This is a genomic window from Pseudomonas sp. NPDC089406 (genome assembly GCF_044900265.1).
GTDB classification, from domain to species: Bacteria; Pseudomonadota; Gammaproteobacteria; order Pseudomonadales; family Pseudomonadaceae; genus Aquipseudomonas; species Aquipseudomonas fakonensis.
This window is the reverse complement of the sequence record NZ_JBJDNC010000023.1, coordinates 71,616-87,949: the sequence shown is the minus strand read 5'-3', so window position 1 is coordinate 87,949 and position 16,334 is coordinate 71,616. Positions and strand designations below refer to the sequence as shown.

Here is a 16,334-nt window from a genome sequence, read left to right as displayed (position 1 = left end):
CCTGGCGCTAGAGCTGCACCAGGCGCTCCAGGCGCTGCTGCAGCTGTTCGAGCAAGCCCGCTTCGGCGAGCATGTCGTAGTGACCGGCAGCCACCCGAGGGTTGGCCGGGGCGCACTGCAGGCCAGCCTCGAAGCCCTCTACCAGCTCAGCCGGCAAGTCGCCTCGCCACCACAGCTCGGCCGCGCATTCGGTACGCGGCAGCACCAGTGCCTGGCGCGACAACGCCTTCAGGCGCAGCCCCACCTGGTAGGCACGGGCCAGCTCGTCGGCAGCGAAGCCCTCGCCAGCGCGCCCGCCCAGCAGGCCATCGAACAGCCCCGCCAACTCGTCGAGGCCTGGCTCGCCGGCCGGCAGGCCATCACGCGCCACGCTGACACCGCAGGTCTGGCCGAGGAACGCAGGCAGGTCATCGCGCCAGTCGTCATCCACCGGCGCCTGGGCATACGGGATGAAGCTGTCCACCAGGCCGAGGAACTCCACCACCTGGCCCTGCTTTTCCAGCTCCGCCGCCACCAGCAATGCCAGGCTGCCACCCAGCGACCAGCCGAGCAGGTGATACGGCCCCTGGGGCTGGCGCTGGCGAACGTACTGGGCATAGTCGATGGCCATGCCGGCCAGGTTGTCGTCCTGCCAGTCGCGGTCGAGCAGCATCCGGCATTGCAGGCCGAATACCCGGTAACGCCCCTCCAGGCGCCGGGCCAGCGGCTCGTAGTCGAACACCGTGCCGAAGCCGGCATGCAGGCAGAACAGCACCGGCAAGTGGCCGCCACCGGCATTCAGCGCCAGCAGCGGGTCCAGCTCACCGACGCGCTCCTCGTAACCGGACAACTGGGCGATGGTCGGCCGCGCCAGCATGTCGCGCAGCTTCAGCTCGAACGGCTGCTGCACCTGGCTGCGCACCTTGCTCAACACCTTGAGCGTGCGCAGCGAATCGCCGCCCAGTTCAAAGAAGTTGTCGGTGATGCCGACCTGCTCGACTTCCAGCACGTCGCCCCAGATCTGCGCCAGCAACCGTTCCAGGGCATTGCGCGGGGCCACGTAGGTCTTGGCACTAAAGTCCGCGTCAGGCAGCGCCAGGCGGTCGATCTTGCCAGCCGGGTTAAGCGGCCAGGCATCCAGCCGGATGATCTGCGCCGGCACCATGTAGTCCGGCAACTGCTCGCGCAACGCTTCGCGCAGGGCCTCGGCAGCCAGCCCGGGGGCACCCAGCACATAGCCGACCAGGCGCTTGCCCGCCGCGCTCTCGCGGGCCAGCACCAGGGTATCGCTGACCCCTGTCAAGCCGCGCAGGCGCGCTTCGATCTCGCCCAGTTCGATGCGAAAACCACGAATCTTCACCTGGTGGTCCAGGCGGCCCAGGTAGTCGATCACGCCATCGTCGCGGCGGCGCACCAGGTCACCGCTGCGATACAAGCGCCCGCCGGCCTCGAACGGGCTGGCCACAAAGCGCTCGGCGGTCAGCCCGGGGCGTTGGTGGTAACCGCGCGCCAGGCCTTCACCGCCAATGTACAACTCGCCCGGCACGCCGTCGGGCACAGGGTCCAGCTGGGCGTCGAGCACATACAGGCTGCGGTTGCCCACCCGCTGGCCGATCGGCGCATAAGCCGCCAGGCAGCGTTGATCGGCGCCCGCCTTCCACAGCATCGGCGTGACCACCGTTTCGGTGGGGCCGTAGCCGTTGGTGATCCATTGCGGGCGCAGGCTGCGGCGCACCTGTTCGAAGGTTTCGTCGGCCACCGCATCGCCGCCGAAACAGTAGATCCGCACCGGCGGCGGGTTGCCGGCCTGCTCGGCGAACTCGGCCAGCTGCTTGAGGTAGGCCGGCGGGAAACACGCAATGTCGATGCGATGGGCGTGCAGGGCATCCCAGGTCTGCTCGGCGGTCCACAGGTTATCGTCGCGCAGCACCAGGCAACCCCCGGCGCACAAGGTCGACAGCCAGCGCTCCTGGGCTCCGTCGAAGGCGAACGACATGAACAACAGCTCGCGGGTCTCGGGGCCCATCTCGTACAACGCCATGATCGCCTGGCAATGCATCGCCAGCGGGCCACGGGGCACCGCCACGCCTTTGGGCTTGCCGGTAGAACCCGAGGTGTAGATCAGGTAGGCCAGCTGCGCTTCGTCGATGGCCAAATCGGGCGCCGTGTCGGCCAGGGCGTCCCAGTCCAGCCGGTCGAGCTCGATGCGCTCGGCAGTGCTGTGCGGCAGGCGCCCGGCGAGGCTGGCCTGGGTAACCAGGTGGGCCATGGCCGAGTCATCGATGATCCATTGCAGGCGTTCCTGCGGGTAGTCGATGTCCAGCGGCACATAGGCGGCGCCGGTCTTGAGCACGGCATGGAACGCCACCACCGTGTGCAGCGAGCGGTTCAGCGCCACGCCCACCCGGCTTTCGGCCCCGACCCCGCGCGCCAGCAGCACCTGGGCCAGCTGGTTGGAACGTCGTTCAAGCTCGGCATAGCTCATGCGCTGCTCACCGCACACCAGCGCCACGGCCTGCGGGCGTTGCCGTGCGTGCTCCTGCAGGCGCGCCAGCAGTGGCCTGGCTTGCCCGGGGGCATGCAGGGCATTGCCGGCCTTGGGCACTTGCCCATCGAGCATGCTCAGGCGCCCCAACGGCTGCTCGGGGTTCTCCAGCAACCCTTGCAACAGGCGCTCGAAGCAGCCGCGGATGGTCGCCACGCAGGCTTCGCTGAAGCGGTTGCGCAGGTACAGGAACTCGATGGACAGGGTCTGGCCCAGGTTCACCGCCAGGTCCATCGGGTAGTTGGTGACATCACGGCCGCTGGCCGCGCCGAAACGCAGCTCGCCGTCCACCGCCTCCTCCAGGCGCTCATCCACCGGGTAGTTCTCGAACACCACGATGCTGTCGAACAGGCTGCGCCCGGCCTGCCCGGCCCAGCGCTGGATGTCGGCCAGCGAAGCATGCTCGTGCTCGCGCACCTCGAGGTTGCTGGCCTGCAGCTCGCCCAGCCAGGCCTGTACGGTCTGCTCCGGGCGCGGCGCCTGGACGATCGGCAAGGTGTTGATGAACAACCCCAGCATGCTGCCGGCCTGTGCAAGGCTGGCCGGACGCCCGGCCACGGTGGCACCGAAGCACACCCGGCGCTGGCCGGTAAAACGCTGCAACAGCAGCAGCCAGGCGCCTTGAATCAGCGTGTTGGGGGTCACCCGCAGCTGTTGTGCGGCCTGGCGCAGTTGCGCAGTGCGTGACGCATCCCATTCCAGGTACAACGCCGCGTGCCCGACCAGCCCGGCTGGCGGCTTGGGCCAGCTGCTGGCGGCCAGCTCGGTGACTTCGTCGAGCTCGGCCAGTTGCTGGCGCCAGAATGCCTCCAGGGCCTGGGCGTCACCCTGGCGCTGCAACCATTCGATGTAATCGCGAAAACGCCCTTCGGCCTGGATCGGCCGGCCATGGTAGGCCTGCAGCACCTCGCCCAGCAGGCGCGAACTGCTCCAGCCGTCCATCAGGATATGGTGGCGGGTCCAGATCAGCTGGCAACGCTGTGCATCCAGGCGCACCACGGTGACCCGCATCAGCGGCCCCTGCTGGGGGTCGAAGCCCTCGCTGCACTCAGCCTCGGCCAACGCCTGCAGCGCTTGCTCGGACACCGCGCGCTCGCGCCAGTCGAGCACCCGCACCAGCGACGGCGCAGTGCGGCAGACGATCTGCAACGGCTCGGCCAGGCTGCTGTGCTGCCAGAAGCGCGTGCGCAGCACGTCATGACTGGCCAGCGCCTGGTCCCAGGCGGCGACGAAGCGCGCCACGTCCAGCCCTTGTACGGGCACGCAGGTCTGGTTGATGTACAGCGCCGCCGCATCGGGCTCCAGCGAGTGGAACAGCATGCCCTGCTGCATCGGCGACAGCGGGTAGACATCCGCCACCTCGCGGGCCGCCACCGGCAGCAGCGCCAGTTGCGCCTGGGTCAGCCGCGCCAGGGGCACATCGGCAGGGGTCAGCCCGCCGTTGCGCGGGTCGCAGCAGTGCGCCACCAGCTCGCGCAGCTGCACGGCGAACGCTTCGGCCAGGGCCTCGACCTGCGCGGTATCGAACATCTGCGGGCTGAAGATCCAGCCGATGCTCAACTGGCCATCGAACACCTGGCCATTGAGGGTCAGCCAGTTGCCCAGCGGGGTATCGGCGGCCCGTTCGCTGCCCGAGGCCTCGCGCGCCACGCCGAACAGCGCGGCCTGGCCATCAGCGCTGAAGCTGTTGTCGAACTGCCCGAGGTAGTTGAAGGTGACGCGCGGCAAGGCCCGCCCGGCAAAAGCCGCGCGGGTGGCGTCATCGCCCAGGTAACGCAGCACGCCATAGCCGATGCCGTTGTCCGGCACCGCCCGCACTTGTTCCTTGATCGCCTGGATGGTTGCCCCCAGCGTGGCCTGCGGGGCCAGCGCCAACGGGTACTTGGTGGTGAACCAGCCGACGCTGCGGGTCAGGTCGACGTCGTCGAACAGCGCCTCGCGGCCATGGCCTTCGAGCACCACCTGGGTGTCAGGCTGGCCAGTCCACTGGCAGACCACCCGTGCCAGCGCCGCCAGCAGCAGTTCCTGGATACGCGTGCGATAGGCCCCGGGGGCCTCCTGCAGCAGGCGCCGGGTGGTATCGGCATCCAGCCGGGTGTAGGCCGTGCGCGCATCACGCTGCAACGGCACGCAAGCCGGCTCGCGGGCCGGCAGGTCGCGGGGCAGCGACTGGCGCAACCAGTAGCCGGTCTGCGCGGCCAGCTCGCCCTGCAGGGCCTGCGCCTGCAAACGCGCAGCCCAGTGCTTGAACGAGGTGGTGCGCGGCGCAAAAACTGGCGCCTGGCCGGCGGCAGCTTGCTGGTAGGCCTGCTGCAGGTCTTCCAGCAGGATGCGCCAGGACACCCCGTCCACCACCAGGTGGTGAGCGACCAGCAACAGCCGCTGCTGGCCATCGGCCCAGCGGAACAACACCGCCCGCAGCAGCGGGCCGGCCGCCAGGTCGAGGCTGCGCTGGGCCGCCTCGCACTCGCCATGCATGGCCTGGGCATCGGCCACCTCGCGCTGCCACAACAACCCCGTGGCCTGGCCTTCACGGTGTTCGGCCAGCCAGCCGCCGGCCTGCTCGGTGAAGCCCAGGCGCAACGCATCGTGATGCTGCACCAGCGCCTGCAACGCCTGCTCCAGCGCTTCGGCCTGCAACGGCCTGGCGACGCTGAGCAGCACTGACTGGTTCCAGTGATGGCGGTCAACCACCGGGCTTTCGAAGAACATCGACTGGATCGGCAGCAGCGTCATGGCGCCGCTTTCCGGGCCATGGGCCAACGGCGCCCGCGCCTGGCCGCGCTCGGCCACCTGGGCCAGGCCCTGCACGGTCTGGTGCAGGAACAACTGTTTGGGGTTGAGCAGGATGCCCGCCTCACGGGCGCGGCTGACCACCTGGATGGAGATGATCGAATCGCCGCCGAGCTCGAAGAAGTTGTCCTGGCGCCCTACCCGCTCGACCTTCAGCAGGTCCTGCCAGATAGCCGCGATGCCTTGCTCCAGCTCGCCCTGCGGCGCGCTGTACTGGCGCTGGGCAGCTGCCTGCGGCTGCGGCAGGGCACGGCGGTCGAGCTTGCCATTGGCCGTCAGCGGCAAGCGCTCGAGCGTCAGCACATGGGCCGGTACCAGGTACTCCGGCAGGCGTGCGCGCAGTTGCGCCTGGCAGTGCCCGGCGTCCACCGCGCCCACCACGTAGGCCACCAGTTGCTGGCCACGCTCGCCGGGCATCGCCAGCACCACGGCATCCTGCACGCCGTCCAGCGCACGCAGGCTGGCGGCCACCTCGCCGGGCTCGACCCGGTAGCCACGGATCTTCACCTGGTCATCCAGGCGCCCCTGGTAGACCAGGCTGGCGCCTGCCCGGCGCACCCCGTCGCCACTGCGGTAGAGGCGCTGGCCCGGGGCACCGTATGGGTCCGGGACGAAGCGTTCTGCGGTGAGCCCGGGCTGGCCGATGTAACCCCGCGCCAGGCACGCGCCGCCGATGTACAGCTCGCCGGTGGCACCGTCGGCCGTCGGCAGCAGGCCGCCATCGAGCAGGCGCAGGTCACAGTTGGCCAGTGCCTGGCCCAGCCCCGGCTGCTCAGGGTCGAACAGCCCGGCCAGCACGCCGACGGTGGTCTCGCTAGGCCCGTAGTGGTTGAACACCTGGCACTCAGGCGCCAGCTGCGCGATGCGCGCCAGCAACCCCGGTGCGGCCGCCTCGCCCCCCAGCACCAGCAGGCGCTGCGGCAGTTGCCTGGCATCGCTGGCGCCATCGAGCAGCGCCGCCAGGTGCGACGGCACGATTTTCAGGGCATCGACCCCGGCCATCGCCCGGCCCATGGCCTGGGCATCCATGGCGGCGTCGGCATCGATCAGGTGCAGGGTGCAGCCGGAACACAGGGCGCCGAACAACGTGGTGTGGCCCAGGTCGGCGGCGACGCTGGAGACCAGCGCCATGCTCTGCACCCCCGCCATTGGCAGGCGCTGCAACACCGCCTGCACGTAGTTGGCCAGGGCGCCATGGCTGACCATCACCCCCTTGGGCCGCCCGGTGGAACCGGAGGTGTGGATGACATAGGCACAGTGCCCGGCCAGCGGCTGAACCGCGCTCGGCACGGGCGCCGAAGTGAGGTCGAGGGTATCCAGGGCCAGGCCCTCGACCCCGGCAGGCAGGCTGTGCTGCCCAAGCCAGGACGCCTCGCTGAGCAGCAGCGTGGCGCCGCAGTTGGCCAGCAGTTCAGGCAGGCGCTGCACCCCGGCCTGCGGATCTACCGGCACATAGGCGGCGCCGGCCTTGAACAGCGCCAGGATCGCCAACGGCAGGTTCAGGCCACGGCCCAGGGCCAGCGCCACTGGCGTGCGCGGCCCGACCCCGCGGGCCTGCAGCACGCCGGCCAGGCGCTCGGAGCGCAGCTCCAGCTCGGCATAGTCCAGTTGCTCGGTGCCGGCCACCAGCGCAGTGCGCTGCGGGTATTGGGCGGCCTGCTGGCGGAACAGTTGCAGCACGCTATCGGCGGCAAATACCTGGCGCGGCCCCTGGCCGGCCTCGAGCAAAGCCTGCTGCTGGGCGGGCTCCTGCAAGGCCAGTGCCTCGATACGCGCCTGCGGGTCGTCGCAAATGGCCTGCAGCAGGCGCCGCCACTGCCCGGCGATACGTTCGGCACTCGCCGCATCGAACAGCTCGCAGGCGTAGATCAGCGTGGCATCCAGCCCCTGCTCGTGCTCCAGGGTGTTGAGGGTAAGGTCGAACTTGCTGCTGCGCACCGGTTGTGTCAGCGGGCGCAGCTGCAGGCCGGTGCTGGCGGTAGCAGCGCCGCCGCCCGCTTCGCGCTGGTGGTTGAACATCACCTGGAACAGCGCCGAGTGGCTCAGGCTGCGCTCGGTGTGCAAGGTTTCCAGCAACTGCTCGAATGGCAGGTCCTGGTGCTGCTGGGCCTGCAGCGCAGCCTCGCGTACCTCGGCCAGCAGCGCAGTGAATGGCTGGTCGCCGCGCACCTGGGCGCGCATGACCTGGGTGTTGACGAAAAAGCCCACCAGGCGCTCGGTTTCGTTGCGCCCGCGGTTGGCGTTGGGCACGCCGACGCGAATGTCCTGCTGGCCGCTCAGGCGCTGAAGCAGCGCCTGATACGCCGCCAGCAACAGCACGAACAACGTCACCCCCTGCTGGCTGGCCAGCGCCTTGAGACGCGCCGCCAGTTGCGGCCCGGGGCTGGCATCGACACTGGCCCCGACATGGCTGGGCAAGGCCGGGCGCGGGCGGTCGGCGGGCAATTGCAACACCCCCTCGGCCCCGGCCAGCTGGGTACTCCAGTAGGCCAGCTGGCGTTCGCGCTCGCCGTTGTCCATCCACTGCCGCTGCCACAGGGCGTAGTCCGGGTACTGCACGGCCAGCGCCGGCAGCCCGGCATCGCCGCCCTGCACGTTGGCGGCGTAGCAGCGCGCCAGCTCCTCCAGCAGCACCTGCAGCGACCAGGCATCGGCCACCACATGGTGCAAGACCAGGCTCAGTACATGGTCGTGCGCGCCGCGTTCAAGCAAGGCGGCGCGCAGCAGCGGCCCCCGGGCCAGGTCGAACCCCTGACCCGACTGGGCCAACAGGAAGGCTTCAGTGGCCGCATCGCCATCACTGCCCGGCGCCCCCGCCAGCACCTGTACCGGCAGCGCCACGGCAAACGGTGCCAGCACCTGCTGGCGCACCCCTTCAGGGGTTTCGACGAACACCGTGCGCAGGCTCTCGTGGCGCGCCACCACCTGCGCCAGGGCACGTTCCAGGGCTGCACGGTCAAGCGCGCCGCGCAGGCCCAGGGCCAACGGAATGTTGTAGGTCGCAGCCTGTGGCTCCAGCTGCCAGAGGAACCACTGGCGCTGCTGGGCATAGGACAGCAGCAGCGGCTCCTCGGCATCGCGCCTGAACATCGGCGCAATCCCATACAGGTTGATGCCCTTCTGCTTGAGCATCACCGCCAGCGCCCGGCGCTCCTTCGCCGTGAGCGCGCCCACGGACTCTATCAACTTTTGCACGCACGACCCCTTGTCAGGAAAGCAGTTTCTCAAGCTCTTCGGCAGATAGACGTTTGAGGGCCTCCAGCGATTTAGTCAGCTCGTCCTGCACCGGCGCCTGGTCCTGGCTCAAGGCCTGCACCTCGGCGCAGAAGGCCTCCAGGCTTGCGGTCTCGAACAGCAGGCGCACCGGCACCTCCAGTTGCAGTTGCTCGCGCAGGCGCATCACCGCCTGGGCGGCCAGCAGCGAGTGCCCGCCCAGGGCGAAGAAGGCATCGTCCAGGCCGACCTGCTCCAGCGCCAGCAACTCGCCCCACACCTGGGCCACCTGCTGCTGCAGCTCGCTTTGCGGTGCGCGATAGGCCACCTGGGCCTGCAGGCTGTCCAGGCCCGGCAACTGCCGGCGGTCGAGCTTGCCGTTGGCGCTCAGCGGCATCTGCGCCAGGGTCACCAGGTGCGCCGGCACCATGTGCTCGGGCAGGCCCTGGCGCAGGAAGTCGCGAAGCTGCGCAGGGTCCAGGCCATCATCGGCCACCAGGTAGGCGACCAGTTGCGGGCCCTTGCCGGCATCCGGGGCGGTGACCACGGCTTCACGCACCAGCCCGTGCTCCAGCAACCGCGCCTCGATTTCGCCCAGCTCGATACGCAAGCCGCGCACCTTGACCTGGTGGTCGATGCGACCGGCGTACTCGATTGCCCCCTGCTGGTCGTAGCGGGCCAGGTCACCGGTGCGGTACATGCGCTCACCGGCCACGAACGGGTCGAGCGGGAAGCGCTCGGCGGTCAGCCCTGGGCGGCGGTGGTAACCACGCGCCAGGCCCTCGCCAGCCAGGTACAGCTCGCCGGTCACCCCGGGGCCCACCGGCTGCAAGTCGTGGTCGAGGATGTAGGTGCGCAGGTTGGCGATGGCCGAGCCGATCGGCACCGTGGCCCGGCCGTCGTCGATGCAGTGCCAGTGGGTCACGTCGATGGCCGCCTCGGTGGGGCCATAGAGGTTGTACAGCTGGGCGCCCGGCAGGCGGGCGAATACCTGCTGCTGGGCATCTGCCGGCAGCGCCTCGCCGCTGCAGACGATGCGCCGCAGCGAAGCGCACGCCGACACCTGCGGGTCCTGCAGGAACACCTGCAGCATCGAAGGCACGAAGTGCAGCGTGCTGACCTGCGCTTCGCGGATCAGTGCCACCAGGCGTGCCGGGTCACGGTGATCGCCCGGTGCGGCCACCACCAGGTGGGCCCCGGCCAGCAACGGCCAGAAGAACTCCCAGACCGACACATCAAAGCTGAACGGAGTCTTTTGCAGCACCACATCGTGGGCCTGCAGGCCATAGGCCTGCTGCATCCACAGCAGGCGGTTGACCAACGCGCGGTGACGGTTGCCGGCGCCCTTGGGCTTGCCGGTGGAGCCGGAGGTGTACAGCACGTAGGCCAGGTGCTCGCCATCGACTTCGACCGCTGGCCGCCCCGGGTCGGCGTCGTCCCAGGCCAGGGTATCGAGTGCCAGGGTCGGCAATGCCCCGCTGCCTGGCAGTGCATCGAGCAGCCACGACTGGCTGAGCAACAGGGCGATGCCGCTGTCCTCGAACAGGTAGGCCAGGCGTTCGGCCGGGTAGTCCGGGTCCAGCGGCACGTAGGCACCACCGGCCTTGAGCACCGCCAGCAGGGCGATGACCATTTCCAGCGAGCGCTGTGCGGCCACCCCCACCAACACGTCCGGGCCAACCCCGGCGGCTACCAGGCGATGGGCCAGCTGATTGCTGCGCGCCTCGAGTTCGGCATAGCTCAAGGTCACCCCGGCGAAGGTCAGCGCCGCAGCCTGGGGGGTGCGTTTGGCCTGGGCCTCGATCAGCCGCGGGACACTCGGTTGGCGCGGGTAGTCAGCCTGCGGGCCTTGGCCCAGGGCCAACCAGGCCTCGCCCTGGGCAGCATCGAACGGGCGCAGGTCGGCGACCCGGGCCTGCCCGTCCAGGCTGGCCATCGAGCGCAACAGCGCCAGCAGTTGCTGCCCCAGCCCCTGTATGGCAGCGGCGTCGAAGCGTGCCGGGTCGTACTTGAAGGTCACCGCCAGGTCCTGGCCGGCGTCCACCAGCACGCTCAGCGGGAAGCCGGTCTGCTCGTGCCCGAGCACCTCGCCGAAGCGCAGCCCCGCCGGGGCACCCTGCTCCAGCGCCTCGGCCACCGGGTAGTTCTCGAACACCAGCAGGCTGTCGAACAGCGCCTCGCCGCTGTGCCCGGCCCAGCGCTGAATGTCGTACAGCGGGGTATGTTCCCAATCGCGCAGTTGCAGGTTGAGGCCCTGCAGGCCCTGCAACCACGGCACCAGGGCCTGCTCGGGGATAGCCCCGGCGATCACCGGCAGGCTGTTGATGAACAGGCCGATCTGTTGCTCGATGCCCGGCAGTTCGGCCGGGCGGCCCGACACCGTGGCACCGAAGGTAACCTGGGCCTGCCCGGTATGGCGCTGCAACAGGCAGGTCCAGGCGCCCTGCACCAAGGTGTTGAGGGTGACCTTGGCGGCCCGGGCAAAGCCCTGCAACGCCTGGGTTACAGCCTGCCCCAGGGTAACCCGCAGCTGGCCGCTGGCAGGTGCAAGCGGGCCGCGGGCAATGGCCTGGGCCAGCAAGGTCGGGCCGTCAAAATGCTGCAACTGGCCCTTCCAGAACTGCTCGGCCGCCAGCGCATCGCGCCCCTGCAACCAGCCGATGTAGTCGCGAAAACGCCCGGCCGGCGCGGCCGGTGCCTGGCCGGCGTAACGCTGCAGCACCTCGGCCAGCAGCTGGGCGTTGCTCCAGCCATCCATCAACAAGTGATGGCTGGTGAAGATCATCTGGTAGCGCTGCTCGGCGCAACGCGCCAGTTGCACGCGCAGCAACGGCGCCTGGTGCAGCACGAAACCACTGTCGCGGGCCTCGGCGGCCAGGGCATGCAGCGCCTGGGGCGCATCGCTGACGCTGCGCAGGTCGACCTCGGCAAACGGCAACGCCACCTCGCGCAGCACCAGTTGCAGCGGCTGGGCCTGGTCGGCCGGCCAGTGGAACTGGCAGCGCAAGCTGTCATGGGCATCCAGGGTGGCCTGCCAGGCCTGCTGGAAACGCTGCGGGTCGAGGCCGTCGATCTGCACCTGCAGCTGGTTGATGTAGTCGCCGCGCGTCTCGCTGTACAGGCCATGGAACAGCATGCCCTGTTGCATCGGCGACAGCGGGTAGGCATCGGCCAGGTTCGCCGCAGGCACCGGCAAGCTATCCAGCCGCGCCTGGTCGAGGCCGGCCAGCGGCACATCGGACGGGGTCACGCCGCCAGCACCGGGGGCCAGGCAGTGCTCCACCAGTTCGGCCAGTGCTCGGGCATAGTCATCGGCCAGGCGCTGGAGGGTGGCCGGGGCGAACTGCTGCTCGCTGAAGGTCCATTCCAGCACCAGCTCACCCTGGTAGACCTGGCCGTTGATGCTGATCGCACTGGCCAGCGGCGCATCGTCGCCCTGCTCGCTACCGGCGGCTTCGCGGGCCGGCACGAACAACGCCTGGGCATCGTCGAAACTGCCATCGAACTGGCCCAGGTAGTTGAAGGTGACCTGCGGCGTTGCCAGTGCGCGCAACGGTGCCAGGCGCGGGTTGGCGGCGCTGCGCAGCACACCGAAGCCGACACCCTTGTCGGGAATCGCCCGCAGTTGCTCCTTGACCGCCTTGAGCGACTCGGCCAGGCCCTCGGCCGGGCGCAGGCACACCGGGTAGGCACTGGTGAACCAGCCCACCGTGCGGGTCAGGTCGATATCGTCGAACAGTTCCTCGCGGCCGTGGCCCTCCAACTGCACCCACAGCGCCGGCTGCCCGCTCCAGGCGCAGAACACCCGTGCCAGGGCGGTCAGCAGCAGGTCGTTGACCTGGGTGCGGTAGGCGCTGGGCGCCTGCTGCAGCAGGGCTCGGGTCAATGCCTGGTCGAGACGGCTGGTGGCGTGCCGGGCGTAGCGCCGGTGCAGGCTGCCCTCGGGGTTGGCGCAGGGCAAGGCGGGCATCGCTTGGCGAGCCTGCTCCAGCCAGTAGTCGGCAGCCGGTTGCAGCGCCAGGCTGTCGGCCTGCTGGTGCAGACGCCGGGCCCAGTCGCGCAGGGCGCTGGTTTTCGCCGGCAGCGCTGCGGCAGGCGCCTGATACAAGGCTTGCAGGTCTTCGAAGAGGATGCGCCAGGACACCCCGTCAACCACCAGGTGGTGAGCCACCAGCAGCAGGCGCTGCGCGCCCTGGTAGTCGAACAGCACGGCACGCAGCAGCGGGCCGTGGGCCAGGTCGAGGCTGCGCTGGGCCTGTTCGCACACTGCCAGCAAGGCCTCGGCGTCCAGCACCTGGCGCTGCCACAGCAGGGCCTGGCGGTCATCGTGCGGGGCGTGCCAGGCCTGCCAGGCGCCGCCCTGCTGCTCAAAGCGCAGGCGCAGGGCATCGTGCTGACGCAGCAAACCCTGCAAGGCCTGCTCGAGGGCGTTGGCATCGAGCACCTCGCGCGGCTCCAGCAGCACTGACTGGTTCCAGTGGTGACGTGCGCTCATCGGCGTCTCGAAGAACGCCTGCTGGATCGGCAGCAATGGCAACTCGCCGTCGACCAGCCCCTGCTCGGCCAGCACTTCGCTGTCGCCACGCTGGGCGACTTGCGCCAGGGCCTGCACGGTCTGGTGCTGGAACAGCGCCTTGGGAGTGAAGCGGATACCGGCCAGGCGTGCCCGGCTGACCACCTGCAACGAGATGATCGAGTCGCCGCCCAGCTCGAAGAAGTTATCCTGGCGGCCGACCTGCGCCACCTTCAGCACGTCCTGCCAGACTTCGGCCAGGGCACGCTCCATCGGCCCCTGGGGCGCCTGGAAGGTGTCGGCCGCCTGGTCGGCGTCCGGGCGCGGCAGCGCCGCGCGGTCGAGCTTGCCGTTGACCGTCAGCGGCAGGCTGGGCAATGCCAGCCAGTGCACCGGCAGCATGTACGCCGGCAGGCGCGCGGCCAGGGCTTCACGCAGCGGCTCCAGCTGTTGCTGCTCAGCCGTCACCAGGTAGGCGACCAGCTGCGTGCCGCGGGGGCCATCAACCGGCAGCACCACTGCCTCGCGCACCCCGGGCTGGTCGAGCAGCGCCGCCTCGATCTCGCCCAGTTCGATACGCAGCCCACGCAGCTTGAGCTGATGATCGATCCGGCCCAGGTAGTGCAAGAGGCCGTCGCTGCGCAGACGCACCCGGTCCCCACTGCGGTACAGGCGGGCACCCGGCGCGCCGCCTGGGTCGGGCACGAAGCGTTCGGCCGTCAGCCCTGGGCGGCGGTGGTAACCCCGGGCCAGGGACGCACCGCCGAGGTACAGCTCACCCGCGGCATCGACCGGGCACTGGCGCAGGCTGTCGGCCAGCACCACGCTGCTGACGCCCGCAATCGGCGCGCCAATCGGCACCACATCGCCCGCAAAGGCCGCGCCCGGCTCATGCCAGGTGCTGTCGATGGTCGATTCGGTCGGCCCGTAAAGGTTGACCACCCTGCCCTGCCAGTGTTCGCGCAACTGGCGCAACAGGCTGCCCTTGAGCGCCTCGCCGCCGGCCAGCAGCAGGCGCAGCGAGGCCAACTGCCCGCTTTGCAATTGGGGCAGCAGCCCTTGCAGCAGCGACGGCGCCACCTGCAGCACGCTGATGCGTTCGCCGGCAACCAGCGGCCACAACTGGCCGAGGTCGTCGTTCAGGTCGGCAGGCGCCAGCACCAGCTGGGCGCCGCACATCAGCGGCAACCAGAACTCCCAGACCGAGGCATCGAAGCTGAACGCAGTCTTTTGCAGTACCCGGTCATCGGCGCCCAGCGGGTAACTGGCGCGCATCCACTGCATGTGGTTGGCCAGCCCGCCGTGACGGATCGCCACGCCCTTGGGGCGCCCGGTGGAGCCTGAGGTGTAGATCACGTAGGCCAGCTGTTCGGCGTGCAACTGCAGGGCCGGTGCGCCCGGGTTTTCGGCCGGTGGCTGGCAGGTGTCGGCATCGAGCAGCAGCACCTGCGGCGCCGGCAGCGGGCCGGTGCGCAGGCTCACCTCGGCGCTGCTCAACAGCAGCGCCAGGCCGCTGTCCTCGACCATGTAGGCCAGCCGCTCACGGGGGTAGTCGGGGTCAAGCGGCACATAGGCGCCACCGGCCTTGAGCACCGCCAACTGGGCAATCACCAGTTGCGGGCTGCGGGCCAGGGCCAGGCCGACCAGGCTTTCCGCGCCTACCCCGGCAGCGCGCAGCTGGTGTGCCAGGCGGTTGGCACAGGCATCGAGCTGGGCGTAGTCGAGGCATTGCGAGCCCTGGCGCACGGCCGGTGCAGCCGGGTTGGCAGCCACGCTCGCGGCCAGTGCCTCGAGCAGCAGCGGCGCAGCACACTGGCTGGGTGCAGCGCCAGGCAGCGCAGCACTGGCGGCCTCTTCCAGCGGTTGTGACAGGTCGCCGGTGAACGCGTGCAGCAACTGCTGCCAATGCCCGGCAATGCCCTGGACCGTGGCCGGGTCGAACAGCTCGGTGGCATAGGTGAACGACGCCCACAGGCGCTGGTCGTCTTCGTAGGTGTCCAGGTTCAGGTCGAACGGCGACGCGTGGCGCTCCCAGGCCAGCGCCTCGACCCGCAGGCCGCCGGCCAGCGTCGGCGCCTGCTCCTGGCGCCCTTGCACCTGGTGGTTGAACATCACCTGGAACAACGGGTTGTAGCTGAGGTTGCGCTCCGGCTGCAGGGCCTCGACCAGTTGCTCGTAGGGCAGGTCCTGGTAGGTCTGGGCCTGCAACGCCGCCTCGCGCACCTGGGCCAGCAGGCTGGCCAGGGTGTCGCGCGGGGCGAACTGCGCGCGCAGCACCTGGGTGTTGACGAAAAAGCCGATCAGGCCCTGGGTTTCGGCGCGGTTGCGGTTACCCACCGGGACCCCGACGCGAATGTCCGCCTGGCCGCTGTAGCGCTGCAACAGCCACTGGAACGAGGCCAGCAACAGCATGAACAAGGTCACCCCTTCACGCTGGCAGGCCTGGCGCAGGGCCGGCAGCAACTCGGCAGGCAACGCCACGTCGCAACGCGCGCCCAGCTGGCTGGCCACCGCCGGGCGTGGCCGGTCGTGGGGCAGCTCCAGCAGCGGCTGTTCGCCAGCCAGTTGCGCAGTCCAGTAGGCCAGCTGGCGCTCGCGCTCGCCCGCCTCCATCCAGCAGCGCTGCCACAAGGCATAGTCGGCGTACTGGATCGGCAGCGGCGCCAGCGCCGCGCCCTGGCCCTGGTACAGCGCCACCAGTTCGCGCACCAGTACCTGCATCGACCAGCCGTCGGCGACGATGTGATGCAATGCCAGCACCAGCACCTGGTCGTGCTCGCCCAGTTGCAGCAGGCGGGCCCGCAGCAGCGGCCCCTGGCGCAGGTCGAACGGCGTTGCCAGGGTGGCGTCGACGAAGCGCTCGATCAGCGCCGTACGCGCCTGGGCATCCAGGCCTTCGGGGGCTTGCTGCAGCTCCAGGGCCACAGCCCCCTGGGCGAGGATGCGTTGCTGCGCCTGTGGCTCGTCATCAAAGCAGGTGCGCAGGCTTTCGTGCCGGGCAACCAGCGCATCCAGCGCGCCTTGCAATGCCTGGCTATCGAGCGGGCCGCGCAGGTGCAGGGCCGCTGGAATGTGGTAGGCGCTGCTGCCCGGCTCCAGTTGCCAGAGGAACCACTGGCGCTGCTGGGCGTAGGACAGCGGCAGGCTGTCCTGTTCGTGGCGGCTGACCGGGATCGGCAGGTTGGCCAGGCTCATGCCCTTCTCGGCGAGCTTTTCCAGGAACAGCCGGCGCTGCGCCGACGGCAACCGGAGAAAGCGCTGCACCATCTGTGCGTTGTCCATGCCAGCCAT

At 69.7% G+C, this 16,334-nt stretch carries 2 protein-coding genes; both read right to left on the bottom strand.

The genetic code is table 11. The features are described 5' to 3' along the window. Positions 1 to 7: 7 nt before the first annotated feature. Complete coding sequence (locus ACI2KK_RS17400) at positions 8 to 8,512, bottom strand: amino acid adenylation domain-containing protein (RefSeq protein WP_404669827.1); 8,505 nt, start codon at positions 8,510 to 8,512, stop codon at positions 8 to 10. Positions 8,513 to 8,525: 13 nt separating this feature from the next. After that, positions 8,526 to 16,325 (bottom strand): amino acid adenylation domain-containing protein, encoded by a 7,800-nt coding sequence (locus ACI2KK_RS17395; RefSeq protein ID WP_404669826.1) that lies wholly within the window; start codon positions 16,323 to 16,325, stop codon positions 8,526 to 8,528. Positions 16,326 to 16,334 lie beyond the last annotated feature (9 nt).